Source organism: Pseudoalteromonas sp. AS71 (assembly GCF_038900275.1).
GTDB lineage: Bacteria > Pseudomonadota > Gammaproteobacteria > Enterobacterales > Alteromonadaceae > Pseudoalteromonas.
On record NZ_JBBMQZ010000007.1, the window covers coordinates 19,446 to 45,321 of the forward strand.

Consider the following 25,876-nt stretch of genomic DNA (forward strand, 5'->3'; position numbering starts at 1 on the left):
GTGAGTTAGGACAGTGTTAAAGTGAGTTAGTTTTGTTGTGTAATGCATATTGTAGGTACTTTTTATGTAGATCAACAAGTTCTATATGCACTAGGTTTAAACTACGGTCGTTATTTAAAATATCATCCGCTTTTTGCTGTTTATCGGCACGTGACATTTGCGAGGCAATAATACTTTTAACTTGCTCAACGCTTGTGCTGTCACGTTTTGCTGTTCGCGCTACTTGTACAGAGGTTGGTACGTCAATAAGTAAGGTATGGTCGCAATATTTATCAAGGTTGTTTTCAAACAATAAAGGCGCTACTAAAACAACATAAGGGCTAGTTGCATTATTTAAATCGTTTAGTATTTTTATCCGTATAAGAGGGTGTATCAACGCATTAAGCCATTCTTTATCATTGTTGTTAGTAAATATTTTTGCGCGCAGCGCTGCTCTATTTAATGTGCCATCGGGCAATAAAATATGTTCACCAAAGTGTTGGGTAATCTCTTTTAGCCCTTTGCTATTTGGAAGTACTACTTCACGCGCAATTATATCGGCATCAACAATTGTAATACCAAGATCTTTAAACATATTGCTTACGGCTGTTTTACCACAGCCAATACCACCAGTTAAACCTAGTACCCAGCTATTAACTCTAGTAATTTGCTCTCTCATTTTAATAACCAATTAAATTAAAATAAGCGCCTTGAATTTGGTTGCCCCAAAGCATGGTGATCCAACCAGCTATCGCTAAATAAGGCCCAAAAGGGATGGGGGTCGCTTTGTCTTTATCTTGTATGCTCAATAGTGCAATACCAATAATGGCACCTACTACGCTCGAAAGCAGAATAATTGTAAGTAATGACTGCCAGCCAAGCAAAGCGCCAAATACTGCAAGCAATTTAAAATCGCCATAGCCCATACCTTCTTTACCGGTTAGTAACTTAAATAACCAAAACACACTCCACAAGCTTAAATAGCCACAAGCCGCACCAATAATGGCATTAGTAGGCGTAATTGTGTAACCCATTACAGAGGCAATAAGTGCAAGCCATACAAGCGGAAGTGTAAGTTGATCTGGCAATAACATGTGGTCAATATCAATAAAGGTTAGCGCTACTAAAATCCACGTTACAAAAATATATAAAAGGGCTTGCTCGGTCGCACCAAAGCTATAGGCAACAGTTAAACTTAATAGGGCAGTAATTAGCTCTACAGCAGGGTATCGGGCCGAAATAGGGTTACTACAACTTGCGCATTTACCTTTAAGTGCTAACCAACTAATAATAGGAATATTCTGCCAAGGTTTAATGGCAGTTTTACATTTTGGGCAGGTAGAATTGGGTGTTACTAAGTTAAAAGGCTCATTGTTATTGGCTTGTTTAGATTTATTAGCTGTAAGTTCATCCTCTAACAGTAGCCTGCATTCGCTTTGCCAGTCACGTTGCATCATCAACGGTAAGCGATAAATAACTACATTTAAAAAGCTACCAATACATAAACTAATTAAGCCAACGGTGGTTAAATAAAACCATAGTCGGCTTTGCATTATTTCTATAATACTTTGCATTTATTTACCTAAAACTAAAAATTCTTTTTTAATCATACCATTTAAGAGGACGCGATATAAAATCGCTGCTACATGTGCGGCCCTTTAAAATCGCAAGGTTGCTTATATTTTTCCAAAGGGATTAAATCACAGAGCCCAATTGGAAAATAGGTAAGTACATCGCAACAATCAAGCCACCAACAAGTACACCTAGTACAGCCATAATAAGTGGCTCAAGTAGGCTTGAAAGGCCATCTACTGCATCATCAACTTCTTGCTCATAAATAGTAGCTACTTTAGCAAGCATGCCATCTAGTGAGCCAGATTCTTCACCAATCGCCACCATTTGTATTACCATATCAGGGAATATTTTTGAGTTACGCATTGCCCAGTTCATCTGATTACCAGAGCTAACCTCGAGTTTTATGTCTAAAATGGCGTAGCGATAAACTGCATTACCTGAAGCGCCTGCAGCAGAGTCAAGTGCATCAACCAGCGGCACACCAGCGGCAAAAGTGGTCGAAAGCGTTCGTGCATAGCGAGCAACTGCTGCTTTATTTAAAATCATACCAATAACAGGGAGTTTTAGTATGGCTCTGTCGGTCGCATCCCTGAGTTTTAAACTTTTTAACTTTGCTTCTTTAAAAGCATAACCGAAAGCGACTATGGCTATTAGTATCATCCACCAATATTCTTGCATAAATTCAGATATGCCAATTACAAATAAAGTAAAAGCAGGGAGTTCAGCACCAAAGCCATTAAAAATATCTTGAAATTGAGGTACAACAAATATTAAAAGGATAGAGGTAACTATTAGTGCGACCACTAAAACAGCAATCGGATAAAACATTGCTTTTTTTATTTTTGATTTGAGTGCTTCAGACTTTTCTTTGTATAAAGCTACACGGTCGAATATTTTATCAAGAGATCCTGATTGTTCACCAGATGCAACTAAGTCACAATATAAATCATCAAAATAGCGGGGATGCTTTCTTAGTGCTGAATTAAGAGTTTGGCCGGCTTTAACTTCATCGGCAATAGTTCCCATTAATTTACTAATACTTTTATTAGTAGAACCAGAACCAATCATTTCGATTGACTGTATTAACGGAACGCCCGCCATCAGCATGGTGGCAATTTGACGAGTAACTAAGGATATGTCTTTAGGGGTTATTTTTTGAACGCTTTCTAAGCCAAACAGGGGTTTTGCTTTACGCTTAACTTTAGATGGTGTTATGCCTTGCTTACGTAATTGGGCTTTCACCAAGGCCATACTAGAACCCGCTAGTTCACCTTCAAGGCGCTTACCTCGAGCGCTTACACCTATCCATTGGAATGTATCTAGCTTATTTGTTTTTTTCATAATTCATCAAATAAAAAGGGCTAAACAGCCCTTTTATAAATTGTTTATTAACAAAGGTTAGGTATTCTTGTTTGCGAAGAACATGTACCACCAACTGTAAATACAAAAGTTGATGGAGGTGGATCGCCAGCTGCGATTACTGGTGGTGTCAAAGTGTAGGTGTACGCGCCAGCACTATCTGTTCCAGTTGCAGTAATTACGCCTGTTGTTGCAGCGATTGCGACTGATGATAAGTTGTCATTAGCAGCAGGTGCAGCTATACCAAGATCATCAAAAGTATCACAAGCTGTTATGATATTATTATTTTCTTGTAAACATTGTGCCATAGTTGTTTTTACCGAAGCTGCAGAGGTTTTTACTTCAGCAAAACGCGCCTTTAATGTGTAATCTTGGTAAGCTGGTAATGCTACTGCAGCAAGAATACCGATGATTGCTACTACAATCATTAATTCAATTAGGGTGAAACCCTGTTGTTTTTGAGTCATTGTTTTCATGTTTCCTCTCCTAAAGGATAGATTTTTGTAACTTAAATCACTTAAGCGGCAAAATGCCTCACTTAATTTAACTGATTTACTTTACAGTTTTACTTAAAATTAATTTTATTACACTTTAGCTTTAGAGTATGAAACACAAAAGCCGAATGTGAATTCATTATGTTTAGTACTAATTATAAAAGTTTACTAAGTGCACTACATGTTGTAGCAACAAATAGTATAGGCATAAAGTAAGTAGTTTAGTTGCTTTAGTTTTTAATTATGTCTTTAAAAAATAAAGGCACTAGTTATTTATGACTATCTTTTTAAATAAAATAGTACAACAGAATTAGTCTACCATTTTATTTTAGTATTTAGCACGTATCTTATTATAAAAAAGCGATTTAATTTAACAATTTGTTACAAAGTAAGCCTTTTGGGTTATTTAATGCTTTTTTACTTAACTTGTCAATTAATTAGCGGTATTAATTACCCATTATTGCTTTAAAATTGCTCAAAACGCATCGATAAATCGATTGATTGTAAGTTTTTTGTTAATGCTCCGCTTGATATAAAATCGACGCCTGCTTGTGAATAAGTTTTGAGCGTTTCTAGGGTCATATTGCCTGAAACCTCTAGTTTGGCGCGTTTGTTGGTTAAAATTACAGCTTGCTTAATTTGCTCTACGCTAAAGTTGTCTAGCATAATTATGTCGGCGCCAGCTTCAATTGCTTGCTTAAGTTCAGGGAGTGATTCTACTTCTACTTCGACAGGTTTGTTTGGGTGGTTTTGTTTAGCTTGAGCTACGGCTTTGTTTATTGTGCCACAAGCCGCTATATGATTTTCTTTAATTAAAAAAGCGTCAAATAATCCAATACGATGGTTTGCACCCCCACCACATTTTACCGCGTATTTTTGAAGTGCTCGCAAGCCAGGTATGGTTTTGCGTGTGTCGAGTAGTTGCGTAGTTGTGCCGCTTAGCTCTTTTACGTAACGCGCTGTAGTAGTTGCAGTGCCTGATAACGTTTGCACAAAGTTAAGTGCAGTACGTTCGGCAGTTAATATTGAACGAGCTGAACCAATAGCGGTAAATAATGTGCTGTTTGCTTTAACTGCGTCGCCATCATTTATAAGTACATTAACCTTAACGCTTGGGTCTACTTGTTTGAATACTTCAAGGATGATGTCTTTTCCACAAAAAATGCAGTCTTCGCGAGTGATTACTTTTGCGTTGGCTTGCTCGCTCTGAGGGATAAGCTGCGCGGTAATATCGCCTTCTTGCGCGGTTTGATAATTTAAATCTTCGTCAAGTGCAAGAGTGACTAGTTGAGTAATGAGGGAGTGCGAAATAGACATAGGATGCTCATAAGCGTTAATAAATTAAGCAAATTTTACTATGTTTATAAAAGAAAGAGAAGCGATTGCCTTTTCACCAATATAAAGATAAGTGCGTATAGTAAATTAGTATCTACGTGTGGGTTTGAGTTATTTGTAGGTGAGGTTTTATACCTCGCTTTTAATTTCGAAAGTTACGTTACATTGGCGGACGTAAATTCGTACCTACGGGTGGGTTTGAATTATTTGTATGTGAGGTTTTATACCTCGCTTGTTACTATCATTTTTCTAATAAATCCTTTAGCATCAGTACTATGTATCTCTTGGTGTTTATATAATAAACGTATCATGAAAATAGATTTAAATGGTGTTTTAAGTACGGTAGCGCAGCGGCCTTGTTCGCATTTTGATGAGCGCCCTGATGAGGCTGATATTTCTTTATTGGTGATTCACAATATATCATTGCCAGCAGGGCAGTTTGGTACACCTTTCGTTGATGACTTATTTATGGGTAGCATTGACTGTAATGCTCATCCAAGTTTTAGTGACTTAAAGAATTTACGTGTATCGGCCCATTGTTTTATAAAGCGCACCGGTGAGGCTATACAATATGTACCTTTTGAAAGGCGTGCTTGGCATGCAGGCCAATCTGAGTTTGAGGACGCGCCTGCGTGTAATAACTTTAGTATTGGTATTGAACTTGAAGGTACCGACATCGCACCATATTCTTTAGAACAGTACAAAACATTAACTATTATTAGTAAATCTATAATGCAGCGCTATCCAAAAATTACCTCTTCGCGTATTGTTGGGCATTGCGATATTGCTCCAGGGCGTAAAACCGATCCTGGTAGTAGCTTTAATTGGCCATTGTTTTTTAATATGCTTGAACAACTAAGTTAAGAGAGTTATTCCCATGATTTTAGTTTCTATAATAATTGCATTAATACTAGAGCGCTTAGGCGCTCGGTCTAATTACTGGCAGATAAGTTATTACGCAAATGGTTATTTAAATCGCTCTAATAAATTACTTAGTGATAAGGGCTTATTTAGCTCAGCACCGGGCTTTTTAATTTGGCTTTTGCTTCCGGTGATTGCGGTGGCACTAATTTATTGTTTGTCAGATTTTGTATTGTGGCAGTTGGGCATTAATATCGCGGTGCTTTTGGTTTGCTTTGGTTGTGCTAAGCAGCGTGCTTTATATAAGTCGTACTTAAATGCGTTAACGCGAGATGACGGTACTGCTGCATCTTTATATGCACTGCAAATTGGTCAAAAGCGTACTGATGACATCGATGGTGGTGAAACCTTTGGGCAAACATTGGCGTGGGTAAATTTTAGATTTTACTGTGCGGTTATTTTTTGGTTTGTTGTTTTAGGTGCTCCAGGTGCGGTTTTATATGCACTGGTACGTACTTTAGCTGATTTAGTACGAGAAGATCATAAAGTAATATTTGCTAAGCGTTTTAAACTTATACATAAATTACTGTTCTGGCTCGACTGGTTACCTGCACGTATTACCAGCTTTGGTTATTTAGTAATAGGTAACTTTAATAAAGGCACCAGTTGTTGGCTACGTTACGTGCTTAACTTTAAATCTCCAAACCGAGAAGTAGTAACATGTACTGCACTTGCTGCAGAGCAAGTTGAAAAGCGTTATTACGGCTGTACCTACGAAGCCACTTGTATGATTAAGCTTGTTAAGCGCAATGTATTATTTTACTTAGTACTTATAGCGCTACTTACATTATTTGGCGGACTATCGTAGTCGCGATTTTATATCGCGCATTGTGTTTTCGGTTGGGCGATTAGTTGCCAAATGTCGCGGGGTAAACCCATTGCTACGATTGCGTAGTCGCGATTTTATATCGCGCATCGTGTTTTTTGGTTAGGAGATTAGTTGCCAAATGTCGCGGGGTAAACCCGCTGCTACGATATTGTGTAGTCGCGATTTTACATCGCGCATTGTGTTTTTTTAGTTAGGAGATTAGTTGCTAAATGTCGCGGGATAAACCCGCTGCTACGATATTGCGTAGTTGCGATTTTATATCGCGCATTTGTGTGTTTTGGTTGGGCGATTAGTTGCTAAATGTCGCGGGGTAAACCCGCTGCTACGAGTTTAGATAAATACTATCCCAATATGGGTAGTCTGCAATATTTTCTATTAAATTTGCACGCAAAGGGTTTGCGACTATGTATCTAGCGCATCTATTTAAGTCTTCGGTATTTCTTATTAAGTGATCATAAAACCCTTTTTGCCAAAGCTTTTGTCTGCCAAATTGTCTATACACCGTGGCTGAGCGTCCTTTGAAGCTTCTAATTACCTCGCTTAATGTTGCGCTATCGGATAATTGTAGTAACCAATGAATATGGTTTGGCATTATCACGAAAGTATTTGATTTAATCAGTTGCTCTCTTTCTAATTTCCTCATTTCATTGATAATAGCTCTATTAATTATTAAGCTTGTGAGTAGGTTATTTCGCTCATGACAAACCAGTGTTATAGCATAATAGTGGTTTGCTTTTGATACTCTTCCCTTTCGTAATAAATATGAACGATGCATAACATACCTGTATTTTAGCAATCACAGACCCACGAATTTAAAGCATATGCAATTTTTATAAATTTGCGTAGTCGCGATTTTATATGGCGCATTGTGTTTCTCGGTTGGGAGATTAGTTGCTAAATGTCGCGGGATAAACCCGCTGCTACGATATTGTGTAGTCGCGATTTTATATCGCGCATTGTGTTTCTCGGTTGGGAGATTAGTTGCTAAATGTCGCGGGGCAAACCCGCTGCTACGATATTGCGTAGTCGCGATTTTACATCGCGCATTGTGTTTTACGTTTAGGTAATTGCTTGCACAATAGTCGCGGGATAAACCCGCTGCTACGATATTGCGTAGTCGCGATTTTATATCCCACATATGTTTTTCGGTTGGGAGGTTTTTTGCATAATAGTCGCGGTGTAAACCCGCTGCTACGATATTGCGTAGTCGCGATTTTACATCGCGCATTGTGTTTTACGTTTAGTTGATTGCTTGGCTAATGGTCGCGGGGTAAACCCGCTGCTACGATATTGCGTAGTCGCAGTTTTATATCGCGCATTGTGGTTTACTTTTATCCTGTTGTTAATTTCTTTAATAAATTCAACTAGAGTTAACACTCTATTTTTCTGGTCAGACCAATTGTTTTCATCCTATTAACGTTATAACAATTTTTGTAAATTGCGCATTGTTTAATCTTCGTTCAAAATGCGTTACGCTACTTTAATTGCTCAAATTACCTGTAAATTGACAGCTAATAAGGTTTTTGATACCGTATTGAAAAATTTTGGTATGACCAATTTACCTTTTGGGTAAATCATACTACTCAAAGCCCCGCTTTATGGGCTCTTGGTATTTATACAACGCGGACGTTGATTCATGTCTTTAAAGATCAAAGCAGCAAAGTTATCTGATGTTATTTTACAGCAACTCGAGAATATGATTCTTGAAGGCTCGTTAGCACCAGGTGAAAAGTTGCCACCAGAGCGTGAACTAGCAAAGCAATTTGAAGTGTCTCGCCCGTCACTGCGTGAGGCAATTCAAAAATTAGAAGCGAAAGGTTTAGTTACGCGTCGCCAAGGTGGCGGCACGTTTGTAAAAAATCAGCTCGAAGAAGGGCTTACTGATCCACTTTTTGATTTGATTAGTAAACACCCTGAGTCGCAGTTTGATTTACTTGAATTTCGTCATGCATTAGAAGGGATTGCTGCTTACTACGCGGCACTGCGCGGAACCAGCAACGATTTTAGTAAAGTGAAAGAAAGCTTTGATAAAATTGCCCTCGTTAATGATGATTTACAGCAAAAAGCAAAAGCAATTAATGCATTTCACTTTAGCGTGGCAGAAGCCTCGCATAATGTGGTTTTACTGCATTTAGTAAGAGGCATGAAAGCGCTGCTTGAGCAAAATGTATTGCAAAATTTAACTGTTTTATTAAAAAAGTCAGATATTAGCAGTCAGTTAGCCGAGCACAGGCGTTTATTAATGGATGCCGTTATTGACGGTAATCCAGAACAAGCCCGTTTAGCAAGTAATGCGCACTTAGCGTTTATTGAAGAAGCACTACTTGAAGCAGGCAAAGAACATTCGCGAATTGAACGTAGTTTAAGACGCACTAAACAAAATTAAGTTAGTACATAACTACTTTGAACACACAAATTAAGTAGCTGTGATATTAAATTAACAATATTCGTATTTTAAACATAAGGAAACCTCCATATGTCTGAAGTCAATAAAATTGACGTAGACGCGCTAGAAACACAAGAGTGGTTACAAGCTCTTGAATCAGTTGTGCGCGAAGAAGGTGTTGAACGAGCTCAGTTTTTACTTGAGCAAGTATTAGAGCAAGCCCGTTTAGATGGCGTTGATATGCCAACGGGTATTACCACGAACTACGTTAATACTATTCCTGTAGATCAAGAACCTGCTTACCCGGGTGATGTAAATCTTGAGCGTCGTATTCGTTCAATTATACGTTGGAACGCGATTATGATCGTTCTACGTGCATCTAAAAAAGATCTCGACTTAGGCGGCCATATGGCGTCTTACCAATCATCTGCTGCATTTTATGAAGTGTGTTTTAACCACTTCTTTAAAGCGCCAAATGATGTAGACGGTGGTGACTTAGTTTATTACCAAGGTCATATTTCTCCTGGTATTTATGCACGTGCGTTTGTTGAAGGTCGTTTATCGGCTGCACAGCTAGATAACTTCCGCCAAGAAGTTGATGGTGAAGGCTTACCATCGTACCCACATCCTAAGTTAATGCCTGAATTTTGGCAGTTCCCTACGGTATCAATGGGCTTAGGTCCTATTTCGTCTATTTACCAAGCTCGCTTCTTAAAATACTTAGATGGTCGTGGCTTAAAAGACACTAAAAACCAACGTGTATACGCGTTTTTAGGTGATGGTGAAATGGATGAGCCAGAATCACGCGGTGCTATTTCTTTTGCTGCACGTGAAAAACTAGATAACCTGTGTTACTTAGTTAACTGTAACTTACAGCGTTTAGACGGCCCAGTTATGGGTAATGGTAAAATTATTCAAGAGCTAGAAGGCTTGTTTAAAGGCGCTGGCTGGAACGTAATTAAACTAGTGTGGGGCAGCGGCTGGGATATTCTTCTAGCTAAAGATACAACGGGTAAATTACTACAGTTAATGAACGAAACTGTTGATGGCGATTACCAAACATATAAAGCTAAAGATGGCGCGTACGTACGTGAAAACTTCTTTGGTCGTTACCCAGAAACAGCAGCACTTGTTGCTGACATGACAGATGATGAAATTTTCGCGCTTAAGCGTGGTGGTCATGAGTCATCAAAATTATTTGCTGCATTTAAAAAAGCAGAAGACACTAAAGGCCGTCCAACTGTAATTCTAGCTAAAACTGTAAAAGGTTACGGCATGGGTGAAGCAGCTGAAGGTAAAAATATTGCGCACCAAGTGAAAAAAATGGACATGTCGCATGTTGCACATTTACGTTCACGCCTTGGTCTTGACGATTTAGTATCTGAAGAACAGTTAAAAGAACTTCCTTACTTAGAGCTTGAAGAAGGTTCACCTGAGTATAAATACCTACATGCTCGTCGTGATGAACTTAAAGGTTATACACCTAAGCGTATACCACGTTTTAGTGAAAAATTAGCGTTGCCAGAAGTAGAGGCATTTAAGCCGCTACTTGAAGAGCAAAAACGTGATATTTCTACCACTATGGGCTTTGTTCGTGCACTTAATATCTTATTAAAAGATAAAGGCATTGGTAAAAACATCGTACCAATTATTGCCGATGAAGCGCGTACATTTGGTATGGAAGGTTTATTCCGTCAAATCGGTATTTATAACCCGCATGGTCAAAATTATACGCCACAGGATCGTGATATTGTTTCTTACTATAAAGAAACTGTATCAGGGCAAGTGCTCCAAGAAGGTATTAATGAGTTAGGTGCAATGTCGTCATGGGTTGCTGCTGCAACTTCATACAGCACTAACGATTTACCAATGATCCCATTCTACATTTACTACTCTATGTTTGGTTTCCAACGCGTTGGTGACATGGCTTGGATGGCGGGCGATCAACAAGCACGTGGTTTCTTATTAGGTGCTACAGCGGGTCGTACAACACTAAATGGTGAAGGCTTACAACACGAAGATGGTCACAGTCATATTCTTGCTAATACCGTTCCTAACTGTATTTCATATGACCCAACTTACGCGTTTGAAGTAGCGGTTATTGTACAAGACGGTATTCGTCGTATGTACGGTGATGACCAAGAAAATATTTACTACTACCTAACGCTTATGAACGAGAACTACCATCAGCCAGCTATGCCAGAAGGCGCTGAAGAAGGTATTCGTAAAGGTATTTACAAGCTTGAAAGTTACGAAGGTAAAAAAGCCAACGTACAGCTATTAAGCTCAGGTACTATTATGACTGAAGTACGTAAAGCCGCTGCGATTTTAAGTGAAGAGTATGGCATTGCGTCTGACGTGTTCTCTGTAACGTCTTTCAACGAATTAACGCGTGAAGGTCAAGATGTTGAACGTTTCAACATGCTTAACCCTGAAGGCGAGCAAAAAACAGCATTCATCACAAGCATGTTAAACGACTCTGTGACTGTTGCAGCAACGGATTACATGAAAAACTACGCAGAACAAGCGCGTTCATTCATTCCAAGCAGCAACTACAAAGTGTTAGGCACAGATGGTTACGGTCGTTCTGATAGCCGTGAAAACCTACGTCGTCACTTTGAAGTTAACGCGGGCTATGTTGTAGTTGCTACGTTATCTGAACTTGCTAAACGCGGTGAAGTTGAGAAGTCAGTAGTTGTTGAAGCACTTAAAAAGTTCAACATCGACACTAACAAACTTAACCCACTGTACGCATAAGAGGTTTGCAATGAGTATTGAAATTAAAGTACCTGATATTGGTGACGACGAAGTAGAAGTAACCGAAATATTAGTAAGCGTTGGCGACAAAGTAGATGTTGACCAATCATTATTAAATGTTGAAGGCGACAAAGCATCAATGGAAATACCTGCTTCTCAAGCGGGTACAGTGAAAGAGATTAAAGTAAACGTTGGCGACACCGTTACAACGGGCTCTTTAGTATTTTTGTTTGAAGGCGAGAGTGAAAGCACTGGTGAAGATACTGCGCCAGCCGCTGCTCCAGCTAAATCTGAAGAGGCAGCACCTGCTGCTTCTACAGGTTCTTCAACTAAAGAAGTAACCGTACCAGATATTGGCGATGATGAAGTTGAAGTAACTGAAATCATGGTTGCTGTTGGCGACACCGTTGAAGAAGAGCAATCTATCTTAAACGTTGAAGGCGACAAAGCTGCAATGGAAGTACCTGCTCCATTTGCCGGTACAGTTAAAGAAATTAAAGTAGCCGCTGGCGATACAGTTAAAACTGGCTCATTAGTGTTTGTTTTTGAAGTAGCAGGAAGTGAATCTGCAGCACCGGCTAAAGAGTCTGCTCCTGTAGAAGCGCCAGCTGAGAGTTCAACAGCAAGTTCAGCACCAAGCACTAAAGAAGTTAATGTGCCAGATATTGGTGGTGATGAAGTTGAAGTAACTGAAATTATGGTTGCAGTTGGCGATACGGTTGAAGAAGATCAATCAATCTTAAACGTTGAAGGCGACAAAGCGGCAATGGAAGTACCAGCTCCATTTGCAGGTACAGTTAAAGAAATTAAAGTAGCTGCTGGCGATAAAGTATCGACAGGCTCATTAATTTTTGTATTTGAAGTTGCAGGCAGCGCGCCGGCAGCAGCATCAGCACCAGCTGAAAAATCAGCACCTGCAGCAGCGGCTAAAACTGAGTCGGCACCGGCTCAAGCAGCACCTGTAAAAGCAAGTAATGAAAGCTTCACAGAAAACAGCGCGTATGCTCATGCATCACCTGTTGTTCGCCGTTTAGCGCGTGAGTTTGGTATTAACCTAGCTAACGTTAAAGGCACTGGTCGTAAAGCCCGTATAGTTAAAGAAGACGTGCAAAACTATGTTAAAAATCTAGTTAAGCAAGTTGAATCTGGTCAATTATCAGCAGGTAGTCGTGCTGGTGGTAGCGAGCTTGGTCTTATTCCATGGCCTAAAGTTGATTTTGCTAAATTTGGCGAAATTGAAGAGCAAAAGCTGTCTCGTATTCAAAAGCTATCAGGCAAAAATTTACACCGTAACTGGGTACAAATCCCGCATGTTACACAGTTTGACGAAGCTGATATCACAAGCCTTGAAGTATTCCGTAAAGAGCAAAATGTGCTTAGCGAGAAGAAAAAGCTGGGTGTTAAAATTACACCACTTGTGTTTGTAATGAAAGCAGCTGCAAAAGCACTTGCTGAATTTCCAAAATTCAACTCATCGCTTTCTGCAGACGGCGAAAGCTTAATCCTTAAAAAGTACATTAACATTGGTGTTGCAGTTGATACGCCAAACGGTTTAGTTGTACCAGTGTTTAAAGATGTTGATAAAAAAGGCATTATTGAACTATCACGCGAATTAATGGAAGTATCTGTTAAAGCACGTGACGGTAAGCTTACATCGTCTGATATGCAAGGTGGTTGTTTTACTATTTCTAGCCTTGGCGGTATTGGCGGAACGGCATTTACGCCGATTGTTAATGCGCCAGAAGTTGCTATTTTAGGTGTGTCTAAATCTGAAATGAAACCTAAATGGAATGGTAAAGAATTTGAACCGAAGTTAATGGTTCCACTTTCTATGTCATACGATCATAGGGTAATTGACGGAGCATTAGCTGCACGCTTTACTGTGACGTTAGCGAGCTACATGAGCGATATTCGTCAGTTAGTGATGTAACCAATTTAATGAAATTGGTGTACGTAATTAAATAAATTGAATCAAATCCCAGCCAGTTGTTTTTAGCTGGGATTTTTAGCATTTGCAATGATACAATCTTTGTACATATTGCATCACTTTATGCGCTGCTCTGAATTTCTGCCTTGCAGAAACACGGCAGTTAAATTTTAGGGCAGTGTCCCGTTCAAACAATTAAGGTAAAAGCATGAGCAACGAATTAAAAACTCAAGTTGTTATACTAGGCGGTGGTCCTGGTGGTTATTCTGCGGCTTTCCGTGCTGCTGACTTGGGCTTAGAAGTTACATTAGTAGAATCTCGTGGAACATTAGGCGGTGTATGTCTTAATGTTGGTTGTATCCCTTCAAAAGCACTTTTACACGTAGCTAAAGTGATTGATGACGCAGCTGAAATGTCATCTCACGGTGTTACTTTTGGCGCACCAAAGATCGATCTTGACCAAGTACGCTCTTGGAAAGATTCTGTCGTTGGCCAGTTAACTGGCGGACTAGACGGAATGGCTAAAATGCGTAAAGTAAAAGTTGTGTATGGTTACGGCAAATTTACTGGCAGCAATACTTTAGTAGTTGAAGGCGAGAAAGACGCTACAACTATCACGTTTGATAACGCGATTATTGCAGCAGGTTCTAAACCAGTTAACTTACCTTTCATCCCAGAAGATGACCGTGTAATTGATTCAACTGGCGCGCTAGAACTTAAAGACGTACCAGAAAAGCTACTTGTACTTGGTGGTGGTATTATCGGTCTTGAAATGGGTACGGTTTACCGTGCGCTAGGTTCTGCAATTGATGTTGTAGAATTTGCTGATCAATTAGTACCAGCAGCTGATAAAGACATTATCAAAATTTACCAAAAATACGTAAGCAAAAAATTCAACGTAATGCTTTCAACTAAAGTTGTTGGTGTTGAAGCTAAAGAAGACGGCTTATACGTAACGTTTGAAGGTAAAAACGCACCAGCAGAACCAGTACGTTACGATAAAGTACTTGTTGCAGTTGGCCGTACTCCAAACGGTAACTTACTTGATGCTGAAAAAGCGGGCGTAAACGTTGATGAGCGTGGCTTTATTAATGTTGATAAGCAATTACGTACTAACGTAAGCCATATTTTTGCAATTGGTGACTTAGTTGGACAGCCTATGCTTGCGCATAAAGCGGTTCATGAAGGTCATGTTGCTGCAGAAGTTATTTCTGGTCAGAAGCATTTCTTCGACCCTAAATGTATTCCTTCAATAGCGTACACAGACCCAGAAATCGCTTGGGTAGGTGTTACTGAGAAAGAAGCAAAAGAGCAAGGCTTAAAAGTTGAAACTGCGGTATTCCCGTGGGCAGCATCTGGTCGTGCAATTGCATCTGCTCGTACTGAAGGTTCTACTAAACTTATCTTTGATAAAGAAAGTGGCCGTATAATCGGTGGTGCTATGATCGGTATTAACGCGGGCGAAATGCTTGGCGAAATCGGTTTAGGTATTGAAATGGGTGCTGATGGTGAAGACTTAGCGCTTACAATTCATGCTCACCCAACATTGAATGAATCAATCGGCCTTGCAGCTGAAATTTTTGAAGGTTCAATCACTGATTTACCAAACAAAAAAGCAGCTAAAAAGAAGTAATTTAACTTCTTAGTATTTGCTTAAAAAACCCAACTTCGGTTGGGTTTTTTTATGTCTATTTTTAACTTAGATAAATATAAGATTAAATAACAAGAAGTCGTTACAATGCGCGCTTAATTAATTGAAGGTAAATACAGTGAAAAACTCAGTTTTAGCATTACGCGCTCAACAAATAAGTGAATCTCGTCGAGAGTTTAATGCTCGAGGCGGTAAATTAGATCGCTGTGAACAATGCCTGATTGCTAAGCACTACTGTATTTGCAAAGGTGTTGAGCATGCAGATTGTAAGGCCGCTGTGTGCTTACTGATGTATCATAATGAAAGCTTTAAACCTTCTAATACAGGGCGTTTAATTGCTGAAATAGTGCCAGATAACCACGCATTTAGATGGGATAGAACAGATCCTAACCCCGCTCTTTTAGCTTTAATAAATGATTCGCAGTATCAGCCTATGGTCGTCTTTCCTGCTGAAGATGTAGAAGAGGGCAGAGCCATTACAGAAGTGAGTATTGAATCAGGTAAAAAGCCGCTATTTATATTCTTAGATGGTACGTGGCGCGAAGCTAAAAAAATGATTCGCAAAAGCCCTTATTTAGATAACTTGCCTGTACTTTCTGTTACTGCTGATAAACTATCTGATTACCGATTACGTGTAGCCCCTCATGCGCATCAACTAGGCACTGCTGAAGTGGCTATTATGGTATTAGCACTTGCGGGCGAAATGGATGCATCGACAAAATTAGAGCAGCATTTTATTAAGTTTCGTGATGCGTATTTATTGGGTAAGCGCAATAAAGGCCGACCGCTAGAAGGTTAATTTTACGAAGTTAAGCAAATGCTTGCTGATTTTTTAAGTGAGCAAGTGCTTTATTTTGAATTGCTCTGAAGCCTTCTTCAGATGTTAATTGTAAAACAGTGTTGTACAGTTGGCTTATATTGTTGTGCACCTGAATAAATGAGATGCAGTCTTCACCAATCATATCCTTTGCTTCCTCAACTCGTTTTAAAAAGTAACCGCTAATGTCTATTCTGCCATTAAATTGAGTAGTTGCTATAGCATTCGATATTCTATTAAGCTGATAACTAAATTCATCAGGTCGGGCACCTTCCCCCCATTTACTAATAGAAATATCGCCTTCTAACTGGATAATTACGTTAAGTATGTTTTTAAACTCACTCATTGGCATATTAAAAAAGTTATAACCTTTAGGGTTAAATAAAGCTTTATATGGATTTACGCTGGGAGTTTGGGCAGTAAAAATACCAATTGGTTTTGCTGTACTTGTGTCTGATACTTTATATAAAAAGGTATTGCTTTGAGGTGTTTTAAAATTCATATCCATTGAGTATTTTTAATTTATGCGTTATTTAGTTATCGGCGCAATTAATAAAAAACTTAGCGAAGTTTAAAATATTAATGAAGTATTTGGTGGTATTAATATTGAATGGCTGGAATGCGGTATTACCCAGTAAAAATTAGTGATAGTTGCTTGGGTCTTTACTAAACCTAAATTTTAGACAAAGAAAAGCGCGCTCTATTTCTAGGCGCGCTTGCGGAATCTTCTAATTTTCTGCATCCTGCAATTGAACTTAATCAACTCCAATTTTCACTAATCCATGTTTATTACTATATTACTTTTTAGTTCTATGTAATGTAGACCATCCGGGCCTGTATCCTTAAATTCCTGAACATCCTGTAGGGTAAATACTATTACCAAATCCTAAATTACACTTCCTAGTGTATCCCTATTTTAACCAATCCATTGTGTTGCCTTGAAGGCCTGTCCATTTATTCCTTCAACATCCTGTTAAACAACTTAGCCGCGTTGTTATCCTTTTCGCATCTTCCTGACGCTATCCTTTTTACAACATTGCGTTGTGATACTCATCCTGAGCCTGTCCTAAAATCCGTGTTGTCCTGGTAACCTAATCATTGGTTGGTTGAGTAAGCAATCCATTTCCTTTTACTCAATAAGCATCATTGCTTGGTTGATGCGTAAATTATAGTGCAATAGAGCAACCAAAATAGGGATAAAACTACATTCAATTAGTATTTATGCAATAGTAATAATATAAAAGCTCTTTTAATACAGGTGGTTAAGTGTGTTTTTGTATGTTTTTATCTTGATTTTTACTCATTAGCTGTCACATCCGTGAGACATCTCTTACACGGCATTTCCTTTTTGGGCGTTATTTACATATTTACATTTATTTAAAGTGTGCACTTTTTGAATGAGCGCGGTAGAATTCGATGATAATAACAATTATTTAGGTGAAATAATGAAGACAGTATTTACACTTGTTTTGGGATTAGCAGCATCGGCACCAGCCTTTGCAAGTGACGTTGTTAATATCTATTCTTTTCGTCAGCCGTTTTTGATTCAGCCAATTTTAGAAGATTTTACAAAACAAACGGGAATAAAAACCAATGTAGTTTTTGCTAAAAAAGGGTTAATTGAGCGTGTTAAACGTGAAGGTAAACACAGTAAAGCCGATTTAGTATTAACCTCTAATTTTAGTGCGCTTATTCAATTAGAAGATTTAAAATTAACACAAACTATAAAAAGTGACGGTGTAAATAGTAACGTGCCTGCAGCTTTTCGTGACGGTGATGGCCAATGGGTCGCGCTTACTAAGCGAGTGCGTAATGTCTATTCATCAAAAGAGCGAGTTGGTGCGTTACCTGAACTCACTTATGAAGATTTAGCAGATCCTAAATACAAAGGACAAATTTGTACGCGATCTGGCAAACATCCATATAACTTAGGTTTAGTGGCTTCTATGATTGCACACCACGGTGAAGCGCAAACCAAAGAGTGGCTTGAAGGTGTTAAGGCTAATTTAGCACGCAAACCTCAAGGTAACGATCGTGCTCAAGTTAAAGCCGTTAAAGAAGGTTTATGTAACTTAGCATTAGGCAATAGTTACTATCTTGGCAAAATGCTAGAAGATAAAGAGCAAAAAGGTTGGGCTGAGGCCGTAAATATTAACTTTCCGAATCAAACTAATCGTGGCTCACACATAAATGTTTCGGGTGCGGTTATTACCAAATATGCTAAAAACCCTGAAAATGCATTAAAGCTCATCGAGTATATGACCGATAGCAAAGCACAAAACATGTATGCCTCGTTAAATATGGAGTATCCAGTTAAGTCGGGTGTTGAACTATCAAGTTTGGTTGCCTCTTGGGGTAGCTTTAAAGAAGACAGCTTGCCACTTGATGAGATTAGTAAGTATCGTCCGTTAGCACTTAAGCTAATTGATGAGGTGAAGTTCGATCTTTAATGACTAATAAATTTAAGCTGTCTAAATGGCAGCTCTTTGCGTGGTCGACAGGCTTAATTCTATCGGCCCCGTTGTTTTTTCTTCTTTTTGAATCTCTACAAGGTAGCTCTGAGGTGTTTTCTCACCTGTGGGATACCGTGCTTTGGGATTACATAACTAATACCGTATTGCTTGTTTTAGGTGTTTGCGTCCTTAGCTGCGCCATAGCTTTGCCACTTGGGTGGCTAACGGCTTACTGTAGTTTCCCGGGTAAAAAACAGTTTGAATGGGCTCTTATGCTGCCCCTTGCTATGCCCACCTATATTATTGCCTATGTATACACTGATTTATTAGATTATGCGGGCCCGGTGCAAATAGCACTGAGAGAATGGTTTGGCTGGCAATCGCCTAATGACTATTGGTTTTTTGATATACGTACACTGCCCGGTGCCATCGTTATGCTTGCCTTGGTTCTTTACCCGTATTTATTTTTAATTTTTAAAACGGCCCTTCGCGAGCAGTCATTCAAATTAGTGCAAGCTAGCCAGTTAATGGGGTTATCTCCTTGGCAAAGCTTTTTTAAAGTAAGCTTAGTGCTCTCTCGTGGGGCTATTGTGGCGGCTCTTGCGCTTATTAGCATGGAAACCATGGCTGACTTTGCAACAGTGAGTTATTTTGCCGTGAGTACATTAACAACCGCCGTATACGATACGTGGTTTGGTTATTACTCACTTACAGCGGCCGCTAAAATATCGGGTGTGATGTTATTACTGTTATTTTTAGCATTAATGGCAGAGCGCTTTAGTCGTCGTAATCAAGCGGTATTTGAGCGCCAATCAAGCGTAAATAGTGAATCTCTCTATGTATTAAAAGGAAAGTCAGCTTGGCTATCAACGGCCTTTTGCAGCTTTATTTTACTTATCGCGTTTGTAATTCCTATTGCAGTACTTATAAATTACGCCATTACCTACTTTGATAAAGCATGGAATGTAGAGTTTTTTAGTTACGCTTGGCAAAGTTTAAAAGTGGCAGGGGTTGTGAGCCTAATAACGATTACGTTGAGTATTTTTGTTGTTTTTTATCAGCGTGTGGCAAAGCAAACGTATCCGCTTGTTCCTGGGCGTTTAGCAAGCACAGGCTATGCGTTGCCTGGCACGGTACTCGCTATTGCGGTTTTGTTACCCCTTACATTATTAGAGAACACCATTAACACAGCGCTCGAGCCGTATAATTTAGATATTGGCTTACTGCTTACAGGTAGCATTCTTACTATTATTATTGCTTACATTGTTAGGTTTTACGCCATTGCACACGGAGCAATTGAGTCGAGTTTTTTACGTATTAGCCCATCACTTGATATGGCAAGCCAATCAATGGGTAAAAGCCAAGGGCAAACGCTGCGTTTAGTGCACTTACCTTTACTGCGAAGAGGATTGCTTACTGCTGCGTTATTGGTATTTATTGAGTGTATGAAAGAGTTGCCGGCTGCGCTATTGCTCAGACCGTTTAATTTTGAAAGCTTAGCTACTCATGTATTTCAGTATGTGAGTGACGAGCAATTAGAGCTTGCTTCAATATCGGCTTTATTTATTGTTATTGTTGGGTTTATTCCTTTGTATTTTATTAATCGTTCTATGGAGCAGCGTAGTTAAATGAGTAGTTTAATTTTACAAGGCGTGAGCTATCACTATAACGGCACAAAGGTTATCCACGATTTAGATTTAACGGTGGGTAAAGATGAAATTGTTTGTCTACTTGGAGCGAGTGGGTGTGGCAAAACGACCACGTTAAAAGCGATTGCAGGTTTAATTGAAGCTAAGCAAGGGTCTATTTTTATAGACGGTAAATTAGTGAGTGATGAGCAATCGTTTGTCTCGCCTGAGCACCGTAACATCGGCATGATGTTTCAAGATTATGCGCTGTTTCCGCATTTAACGGTGGCAAATAATATCGCATTTGGGCTTAGTAAAATGAGTAAAGCTCAAAAGCAGCAACGCGTTGATGAAATGCTTAAGCTTGTACATTTAATTGGCTGTGCTGACAGGTTTCCACACCAGTTATCGGGTGGTCAACAGCAGCGTGTAGCTATTGCTCGTGCATTAGCTTATAAGCCTAGTTTATTGCTACTTGATGAGCCCTTTTCAAATATCGACACACAAGTACGCTTTGAATTAATTGCTGATATACGTCGAATTATTAAGGCAACTCGAGTATCTGCTGTATTTGTTACACATTCAAAAGAAGAGGCATTTGCCTTTTCAGATACACTTGCCATTATGCATCGCGGTAAAATTGAGCAACAAGGCACGCCTGAGCAGCTTTTTGCAGCTCCATGTTCAAAGGAGGTTGCAGAGTTTCTGGGTCAAGGCATATACTTGAGTGCAGAAGCATTAACAGCAACTGAATATAAAACACCATTTGGTTTAGTCGAATCTTATGTTGAGAGTAAACATAACGTAAGCGTCGGGCTTATATATGTACGCCCCCATCAAATAGAATTAGTGGCAGATAACCAAAGTGACAAATTCAGCAAGCGAGCTACAATCATAAGTCGTCGCTTTATTGGTTCGGCGTATGTTTATTCGGTTGTTATTGATGAACAAGAAATTGAAGTTGCTGCACAATATGGCCAGTCATTTGAAAATAATGAGCAGGTTATAATAAAAATAAAACCTCACACGGTGAATTTTTTCGAATCGTAATTAATTTGTTATTCGCTGTGTTTTTATCTGTAAAACTAAGGAATAACAATGGCGCAAGCGCAATCAGGGATTTGTGCTGAAGCAAACTTACACGGTTTGCACTTATTTTTTAATGTGTTTGATGGTCAAGATGAATCACTTCGCGCAAAGTTAAAACAAGTAAGCGCCATTGAAGAAGAGTTTAGCGATCAATTTTCAGAATCAATGCTCTCTTGTATGGTTGCTATCGGTGCGCAATATTGGCCGCATATCCTCCCTGAATACATCCCAAGCGAATTACAGAGCTTTCCTAATATAAACCATAGCGATCATCAAATGAGCGTACAACCGTGCGATTTATTTGTACAAATTCGCTCTGACCGTGAAGACGTTAACCATTTATTTGCGCTGCAAGTTTTAAAATTATTTGCCCCCGATGTTGAGCTGGTGGAGCAAATTCGTAATTTTCGCTTTTTAGATGGTCGTGATTTTAATGGTTTTATTTATGGTGGCGATACAGCTCATGGAAGAAAAAAGCGCGCTACGGCTTTAATTAGTAACCCTGGTAATTTTGAAGATCAGGGAAGTTATATTCATGTACAGCGTTATAAGCATGACTTAACTATGTGGCAGCACTTATCATTGAGCGAGCAAGAACAAATAATGGGGCGTACGCGCCTTGATAACACACTAATTACCCCCGCAATTGAAACCAGCCATGCTTCGCGAAGTGAGCTAAAAGACGAAGACGGACAATCGCTACTATTAAATCAGAGCATGCCTTATGGCGATGTGTATGAGCAGGGAATGTTATCAATTACATGCGCTTGTACGGGTACCGCATTTGAAAAAGTACTTAATAGTCGTTTAGGGGAAGGGGATTGTTACGACCACTGGCTTGATTTTACTCAAGCCGATATGGGTTCTGCTTTCTTTGCGCCTTCAGTCGGGTTTTTAAAACAAATTTAGTTTGCTATTAAACCGTATCAAATAAAATGCGAACACGTTCAAGTGTTACATCTATTTCAGATATTTTAGCAGGAGCGATAAAAATAGTATCGTCGCCTGCAATTGTTCCTAGTACGCCATCTGCTTTACCTAATGAATCTAATAAACGCGCAATAAGCTGAGCAGCACCTGGACTGGTACGAATGATGATCATCATTTCGTTGTGCATAATGTCGATTACTAATTGGCGTAATGGGCTTTTAGCCGTAGGTACACCCATTTCAGCAGGTAAGCAGTAAACCATTTCTTGCTTGGCATTACGTGTGCGTACAGCGCCAAATTTACTTAACATGCGTGATACTTTACTTTGGCTTATATTGTCAAAGCCTTGATCTTTTAACGCATCAACTATTTCGCCTTGAGATCCAAAATTTTCTTCTTTTAATAGTGATTTAAATGCTTTTACCAGTGCTTCTTGTTTATCTTGTGGTTGCATAGTCTTTATTCGTTTTTGTTATTTATGCTGCAAATTCTACACAAAAATGAATAATTATGCAGCAGTTGTTTAGTTAACTTGCCAGTTTGATGCGTTAAATCACAAAAGTTTACGACTATGGTCGAAAATATACTTGAAATAGACAGGATAAATTTGTTTTTAGTCGCTAATTTCATTATCTTAAGAGCCACAAATGTTTCCTACCTCAAATTACGGAGAATTCCAATGAAAGTTGCTGTATTAGGTGCTGCAGGCGGTATCGGCCAAGCGTTATCTTTATTATTAAAAACAGGCTTACCAGCTGGCTCTGAATTATCACTTTATGATGTTGCACCAGTAGTACCAGGTGTTGCGGTTGACCTTTCTCACATCCCAACAGATGTTAAAGTAGCAGGCTTTGGCGCAGACGAATTAAACAAAGCGCTTGAAGGCTCTGATATCGTTCTTATCCCAGCGGGTATGCCACGTAAACCAGGTATGGATCGTGCTGATTTATTTAATGTAAATGCTGGCATCATCAAAACTTTAGCAGAAGGCATTGTTGCTAGCTGTCCTAAAGCGTTAGTAGGTATTATTACTAACCCAGTAAATGGCACAGTTCCAATTGTTGCTGAAGTATTCAAAAAAGCAGGTACTTACGACGCTAAACGCGTATTCGGTATTACTACGCTTGACGTTATTCGTTCAGAAGCATTTGTTGCTGAACTTAAAGGCGTAGACGTAGCAACTGTTAAAGTACCAGTAATTGGCGGTCACTCAGGCACAACTATTCTTCCTCTACTTTCTCAAGTTGAAGGTGTTTCTTTCACTGATGAAGAAGTTGCTGCACTTACTCCACGTATCCAAAATGCGGGTACTGAAGTTGTAAATGCTAAAGCCGGTGGCGGTTCAGCTACATTATCAATGGGCGCAGCTGCTGCTCGTTTTTGTATGTCTTTAGTTAAAGGCCTACAGGGTGAAGAAGTGGTAGATTACGCTTATGTTGCTATTGAAAATGGCGATGCAGAGTACTTTGCTCATCCAGTACGTTTAGGTAAAAACGGCGTAGAAGAAATTCTTTCTTACGGCGAACTAAGCGCATTTGAAACAAAAGCAAAAAATGACATGCTTGAAACACTGAAAAAAGACATCAAAGAAGGTGTTGATTTCATGGCGTAATAGCCAATTTAAGCAACAAAAAAGCCTGCATTTGCAGGCTTTTTTATTGCTCAGAATTAATTTCACACTGTGTAACTAGTTAAAACTAGTGGTCGCGGTCAACCGCAATACGTGCAAGGCTTATAAGTGCTTGCTTATAGTCAGACTCAGCTAAAAAGTCTAAACACGCAATAGCTTTGTCAGCTTCAAGCTCAGCTTTTTGCATTGTAAATTCAAGCGCATTAGTTTGCTTTAGTGCCGATAAAATTTCTTCTAAATACTCCATACCATTACTGTGCTCTATTGCATCACGAATAAGCTGTGTTTGCTGCTCGCTACCATGTTGCATGGCATAAATAAGCGGAAGGGTTGGTTTGCCTTCAGCTAAATCATCACCAATGTTTTTACCCAACTGCTCAGCATCTGCATTGTAATCAAGTACATCATCTACTAGCTGAAATGCAGTACCTAAATGCATACCGTACAGGTTTAGTGCATCGAGAGTACTTTGGTCTTGCTCAGTAATAATGGCAGCAAGCCCTGTCGCTGCTTCAAACAACTTAGCTGTTTTAGAGTAAATAACCTGCATATAACTGGCTTCGGTCGTATCTGGGTCGTTGCAGTTCATTAACTGCAATACTTCACCTTCAGCAATAATGTTTGTTGCATCGGCAAGTACTTGCATAACCTGCATTTTGCCAAGGCCAACCATAAGCTGAAATGAACGAGTGTAAATAAAGTCACCAACCAATACGCTAGCAGCATTACCAAATTCAGCATTTGCTGTAGGCGTGCCACGTCGTAAGTTTGATTCATCTACAACATCATCATGCAATAGCGTTGCTGTATGAATAAACTCAACAATTGTTGCAAGTGTTATGTGATCTTTACCCTGATAACCGAGCGCCTTGGCTGCTAAAATCGCCAGCATTGGACGAACGCGTTTGCCGCCACTGCTAACTATATATAAACCAAGCTGATTAACTAACGCCACATCTGAGCGCATTTGCGCATGTATAAGTTGATTGACGTCATTCATATCGCTTTCGATTAACGCCTGGATAGCTTTTATATCCATTGATCTCCGAGCCAATTTTTATGTGTGAACGGCGCAGATTGTACAACAAAAAATGCACTAGCTCGATATTTTGTGACGATTGATTGAAAAAACACTATTAAAGTACTTAATTTAGACTGAATTGGCCAAGATAACTGATTAATTGATAATCAATATACAGTTTGTGGTGTGCTTAGATATTAAGCTGTGAGGGTCATATTTGAGTACATTAATTTATTTCGACTAAGAGTTAAAAAGCGCTTGGCAAAAGGGCTAATTAATATAAAATGGGGTAAATATTGAATTGCTCTCAAAGCAGCTACTTTTTATTCATTTTAATTACAAAATAGGCTTGCTAGTTATTTCGCGTTAGCGTAAACTTCGCGCCCTATCGAAGAATATTTTAGTTGCGCCGATTTGAGGGTGCACAGACGGAGTTAATTATGTACGCGGTTTTCCAAAGTGGTGGTAAACAGCATCGTGTGACTGAAGGTCAAACGATTCGTCTTGAAAAATTAGACGTTGAAACTGGTGCGGCAGTAGAATTTGATTCAGTACTTTTAGTTGCTGATGGTGAGAAAATCGAGATCGGTGTACCGTTCGTAAACGGTGGCAAGATAACAGCTGAGGTTGTTTCACATGGTCGCGGTGAGAAGATTAAGGTTGTTAAATTTAGACGCCGTAAGCATTCTCGTAAGCAAATGGGCCATCGTCAATGGTTCACTGAAGTTAAAATCACTAGCATTAGCGCTTAATTAGAGGTACTTAGAAATGGCACATAAAAAAGCAGCTGGTAGTACTCGTAACGGTCGCGATTCAGAAAGCAAACGCCTAGGTGTTAAGCGTTTTGGTGGCGAATCAGTTCTAGCGGGTAGCATCATTGTTCGTCAGCGTGGAACTCGTTTCCACCCTGGTACTAACGTAGGTATCGGTAAAGATCACACTATCTTCGCAAAAGCAGATGGTAAAGTTCAGTTTGAACAAAAAGGTCCTTTAAACCGTAAATACGTAACTATCGTAACTGAGTAATCAGTAAGGTAGTTAAAAACCCCGCCTTTGCGGGGTTTTTTGTTTTGTAGTCAGTCAAAATATATACCC

General features: G+C 39.3%; 23 protein-coding genes. 14 read left to right on the forward strand and 9 right to left on the reverse strand.

The annotated features are described in order from the left end of the window. Positions 1 to 16: 16 nt before the first annotated feature. From coaE to nadC, 5 genes are all read right to left on the reverse strand, one after another. Positions 17 to 658 (reverse strand): dephospho-CoA kinase, encoded by a 642-nt coding sequence (coaE, locus tag WNY98_RS06830; RefSeq protein ID WP_342877468.1) that lies wholly within the window; start codon positions 656 to 658, stop codon positions 17 to 19. A 1-nt stretch (position 659) separates the two neighbouring features. After that, positions 660 to 1,553, reverse strand: a complete 894-nt coding sequence (locus WNY98_RS06835) for an A24 family peptidase (protein ID WP_342877469.1) — start codon at positions 1,551 to 1,553, stop codon at positions 660 to 662. Positions 1,554 to 1,674: 121 nt separating this feature from the next. Next, positions 1,675 to 2,895, reverse strand: a complete 1,221-nt coding sequence (locus WNY98_RS06840) for a type II secretion system F family protein (RefSeq protein WP_342877470.1) — start codon at positions 2,893 to 2,895, stop codon at positions 1,675 to 1,677. A 47-nt stretch (positions 2,896 to 2,942) separates the two neighbouring features. Next, positions 2,943 to 3,389 (reverse strand): prepilin-type N-terminal cleavage/methylation domain-containing protein, encoded by a 447-nt coding sequence (locus WNY98_RS06845; protein ID WP_342877471.1) that lies wholly within the window; start codon positions 3,387 to 3,389, stop codon positions 2,943 to 2,945. Positions 3,390 to 3,872: 483 nt separating this feature from the next. After that, positions 3,873 to 4,724: a carboxylating nicotinate-nucleotide diphosphorylase gene (nadC, locus tag WNY98_RS06850; RefSeq protein WP_342877472.1), complete on the reverse strand. Its 852-nt coding sequence runs from the start codon at positions 4,722 to 4,724 to the stop codon at positions 3,873 to 3,875. Between the two features lie 327 nt (positions 4,725 to 5,051). On the opposite strand from nadC, the gene ampD reads away from it, so the two are divergent. Continuing rightward, positions 5,052 to 5,606, forward strand: coding sequence for a 1,6-anhydro-N-acetylmuramyl-L-alanine amidase AmpD (gene ampD, locus WNY98_RS06855; protein WP_342877473.1), 555 nt, complete (start codon positions 5,052 to 5,054; stop codon positions 5,604 to 5,606). Positions 5,607 to 5,619: 13 nt separating this feature from the next. Next, entirely contained in the window at positions 5,620 to 6,471 is an 852-nt protein-coding gene (ampE, locus tag WNY98_RS06860) for a beta-lactamase regulator AmpE (protein WP_342877474.1), read from the forward strand. 343 nt (positions 6,472 to 6,814) lie between these two features. Here ampE and WNY98_RS06865 read toward each other — a convergent pair whose 3' ends face one another. Beyond that, positions 6,815 to 7,267, reverse strand: a complete 453-nt coding sequence (locus WNY98_RS06865) for a transposase (protein ID WP_278380352.1) — start codon at positions 7,265 to 7,267, stop codon at positions 6,815 to 6,817. A gap of 861 nt (positions 7,268 to 8,128) precedes the next feature. Between WNY98_RS06865 and pdhR the strand changes: the two genes are divergently transcribed. From pdhR to WNY98_RS06890, 5 genes are all read left to right on the forward strand, one after another. Then, on the forward strand, positions 8,129 to 8,878 hold the full coding sequence (gene pdhR / locus WNY98_RS06870) for a pyruvate dehydrogenase complex transcriptional repressor PdhR (RefSeq protein WP_008170672.1): 750 nt from the start codon (positions 8,129 to 8,131) through the stop codon (positions 8,876 to 8,878). Positions 8,879 to 8,968: 90 nt separating this feature from the next. Further along, entirely contained in the window at positions 8,969 to 11,635 is a 2,667-nt protein-coding gene (aceE, locus tag WNY98_RS06875) for a pyruvate dehydrogenase (acetyl-transferring), homodimeric type (RefSeq protein WP_342877475.1), read from the forward strand. A 10-nt stretch (positions 11,636 to 11,645) separates the two neighbouring features. Continuing rightward, positions 11,646 to 13,565, forward strand: coding sequence for a pyruvate dehydrogenase complex dihydrolipoyllysine-residue acetyltransferase (aceF, locus tag WNY98_RS06880; RefSeq protein WP_342877476.1), 1,920 nt, complete (start codon positions 11,646 to 11,648; stop codon positions 13,563 to 13,565). 205 nt (positions 13,566 to 13,770) lie between these two features. Next, a complete protein-coding gene (gene lpdA, locus WNY98_RS06885; RefSeq protein WP_342877477.1) occupies positions 13,771 to 15,195 on the forward strand; it encodes a dihydrolipoyl dehydrogenase in 1,425 nt (474 codons plus the stop codon). Between the two features lie 136 nt (positions 15,196 to 15,331). Then, positions 15,332 to 16,012 carry a tRNA-uridine aminocarboxypropyltransferase gene (locus WNY98_RS06890; RefSeq protein ID WP_024594643.1) on the forward strand — a complete coding sequence of 227 codons (681 nt, stop codon included), beginning with the start codon at positions 15,332 to 15,334 and terminating at the stop codon, positions 16,010 to 16,012. A 10-nt stretch (positions 16,013 to 16,022) separates the two neighbouring features. Here WNY98_RS06890 and WNY98_RS06895 read toward each other — a convergent pair whose 3' ends face one another. Next, positions 16,023 to 16,538, reverse strand: coding sequence for a hypothetical protein (locus tag WNY98_RS06895; protein ID WP_342877478.1), 516 nt, complete (start codon positions 16,536 to 16,538; stop codon positions 16,023 to 16,025). Positions 16,539 to 17,475: 937 nt separating this feature from the next. Here WNY98_RS06895 and WNY98_RS06900 point away from each other — a divergent pair. Genes WNY98_RS06900 through WNY98_RS06915 form a run of 4 tightly spaced genes read left to right on the forward strand, consistent with a single transcriptional unit; the run spans position 17,476 to position 22,109 of the window. Continuing rightward, on the forward strand, positions 17,476 to 18,480 hold the full coding sequence (locus WNY98_RS06900) for a Fe(3+) ABC transporter substrate-binding protein (RefSeq protein ID WP_342877479.1): 1,005 nt from the start codon (positions 17,476 to 17,478) through the stop codon (positions 18,478 to 18,480). Then, positions 18,480 to 20,111, forward strand: a complete 1,632-nt coding sequence (locus WNY98_RS06905; protein WP_342877480.1) for an iron ABC transporter permease — start codon at positions 18,480 to 18,482, stop codon at positions 20,109 to 20,111. The genes WNY98_RS06900 and WNY98_RS06905 overlap by 1 nt, the downstream gene beginning before the upstream one ends. Next, positions 20,112 to 21,161 (forward strand): ABC transporter ATP-binding protein, encoded by a 1,050-nt coding sequence (locus tag WNY98_RS06910; protein ID WP_342877481.1) that lies wholly within the window; start codon positions 20,112 to 20,114, stop codon positions 21,159 to 21,161. Positions 21,162 to 21,209: 48 nt separating this feature from the next. After that, positions 21,210 to 22,109: a Dyp-type peroxidase gene (locus WNY98_RS06915; protein WP_342877482.1), complete on the forward strand. Its 900-nt coding sequence runs from the start codon at positions 21,210 to 21,212 to the stop codon at positions 22,107 to 22,109. Positions 22,110 to 22,116: 7 nt separating this feature from the next. Here WNY98_RS06915 and argR read toward each other — a convergent pair whose 3' ends face one another. Then, positions 22,117 to 22,584: a transcriptional regulator ArgR gene (gene argR, locus WNY98_RS06920; RefSeq protein ID WP_002957753.1), complete on the reverse strand. Its 468-nt coding sequence runs from the start codon at positions 22,582 to 22,584 to the stop codon at positions 22,117 to 22,119. A gap of 225 nt (positions 22,585 to 22,809) precedes the next feature. Between argR and mdh the strand changes: the two genes are divergently transcribed. Continuing rightward, entirely contained in the window at positions 22,810 to 23,742 is a 933-nt protein-coding gene (mdh, locus tag WNY98_RS06925; RefSeq protein ID WP_342877483.1) for a malate dehydrogenase, read from the forward strand. An 85-nt stretch (positions 23,743 to 23,827) separates the two neighbouring features. Here the strand turns inward: mdh and ispB are convergent, their stop codons facing one another. After that, positions 23,828 to 24,799 (reverse strand): octaprenyl diphosphate synthase, encoded by a 972-nt coding sequence (ispB, locus tag WNY98_RS06930; RefSeq protein WP_342877484.1) that lies wholly within the window; start codon positions 24,797 to 24,799, stop codon positions 23,828 to 23,830. A gap of 422 nt (positions 24,800 to 25,221) precedes the next feature. Here ispB and rplU point away from each other — a divergent pair, with 422 nt between their 5' ends. Together rplU and rpmA are read left to right on the forward strand one after the other, a co-directional pair. Next, positions 25,222 to 25,533: a 50S ribosomal protein L21 gene (gene rplU, locus WNY98_RS06935; protein WP_002957748.1), complete on the forward strand. Its 312-nt coding sequence runs from the start codon at positions 25,222 to 25,224 to the stop codon at positions 25,531 to 25,533. Between the two features lie 16 nt (positions 25,534 to 25,549). Beyond that, positions 25,550 to 25,807, forward strand: coding sequence for a 50S ribosomal protein L27 (rpmA, locus tag WNY98_RS06940; RefSeq protein ID WP_002957747.1), 258 nt, complete (start codon positions 25,550 to 25,552; stop codon positions 25,805 to 25,807). Positions 25,808 to 25,876: the final 69 nt, after the last annotated feature.

Bases quoted from the DNA above. Each gene is read 5' to 3' on its own strand.
- WNY98_RS06865 (WP_278380352.1), bottom strand. From the start codon at position 7,267: ATGCATCGTTCATATTTATTACGAAAGGGAAGAGTATCAAAAGCAAAC.
- WNY98_RS06905 (WP_342877480.1), top strand. From the start codon at position 18,480: ATGACTAATAAATTTAAGCTGTCTAAATGGCAGCTCTTTGCGTGGTCG.
- argR (WP_002957753.1), bottom strand. From the start codon at position 22,584: ATGCAACCACAAGATAAACAAGAAGCACTGGTAAAAGCATTTAAATCA.
- aceE (WP_342877475.1), top strand. From the start codon at position 8,969: ATGTCTGAAGTCAATAAAATTGACGTAGACGCGCTAGAAACACAAGAG.
- pdhR (WP_008170672.1), top strand. From the start codon at position 8,129: ATGTCTTTAAAGATCAAAGCAGCAAAGTTATCTGATGTTATTTTACAG.
- rpmA (WP_002957747.1), top strand. From the start codon at position 25,550: ATGGCACATAAAAAAGCAGCTGGTAGTACTCGTAACGGTCGCGATTCA.
- ampD (WP_342877473.1), top strand. From the start codon at position 5,052: ATGAAAATAGATTTAAATGGTGTTTTAAGTACGGTAGCGCAGCGGCCT.
- mdh (WP_342877483.1), top strand. From the start codon at position 22,810: ATGAAAGTTGCTGTATTAGGTGCTGCAGGCGGTATCGGCCAAGCGTTA.
- WNY98_RS06900 (WP_342877479.1), top strand. From the start codon at position 17,476: ATGAAGACAGTATTTACACTTGTTTTGGGATTAGCAGCATCGGCACCA.
- WNY98_RS06835 (WP_342877469.1), bottom strand. From the start codon at position 1,553: ATGCAAAGTATTATAGAAATAATGCAAAGCCGACTATGGTTTTATTTA.
- aceF (WP_342877476.1), top strand. From the start codon at position 11,646: ATGAGTATTGAAATTAAAGTACCTGATATTGGTGACGACGAAGTAGAA.
- nadC (WP_342877472.1), bottom strand. From the start codon at position 4,724: ATGTCTATTTCGCACTCCCTCATTACTCAACTAGTCACTCTTGCACTT.
- lpdA (WP_342877477.1), top strand. From the start codon at position 13,771: ATGAGCAACGAATTAAAAACTCAAGTTGTTATACTAGGCGGTGGTCCT.
- ampE (WP_342877474.1), top strand. From the start codon at position 5,620: ATGATTTTAGTTTCTATAATAATTGCATTAATACTAGAGCGCTTAGGC.
- ispB (WP_342877484.1), bottom strand. From the start codon at position 24,799: ATGGATATAAAAGCTATCCAGGCGTTAATCGAAAGCGATATGAATGAC.
- coaE (WP_342877468.1), bottom strand. From the start codon at position 658: ATGAGAGAGCAAATTACTAGAGTTAATAGCTGGGTACTAGGTTTAACT.
- WNY98_RS06895 (WP_342877478.1), bottom strand. From the start codon at position 16,538: ATGGATATGAATTTTAAAACACCTCAAAGCAATACCTTTTTATATAAA.
- WNY98_RS06915 (WP_342877482.1), top strand. From the start codon at position 21,210: ATGGCGCAAGCGCAATCAGGGATTTGTGCTGAAGCAAACTTACACGGT.
- rplU (WP_002957748.1), top strand. From the start codon at position 25,222: ATGTACGCGGTTTTCCAAAGTGGTGGTAAACAGCATCGTGTGACTGAA.
- WNY98_RS06910 (WP_342877481.1), top strand. From the start codon at position 20,112: ATGAGTAGTTTAATTTTACAAGGCGTGAGCTATCACTATAACGGCACA.
- WNY98_RS06840 (WP_342877470.1), bottom strand. From the start codon at position 2,895: ATGAAAAAAACAAATAAGCTAGATACATTCCAATGGATAGGTGTAAGC.
- WNY98_RS06845 (WP_342877471.1), bottom strand. From the start codon at position 3,389: ATGAAAACAATGACTCAAAAACAACAGGGTTTCACCCTAATTGAATTA.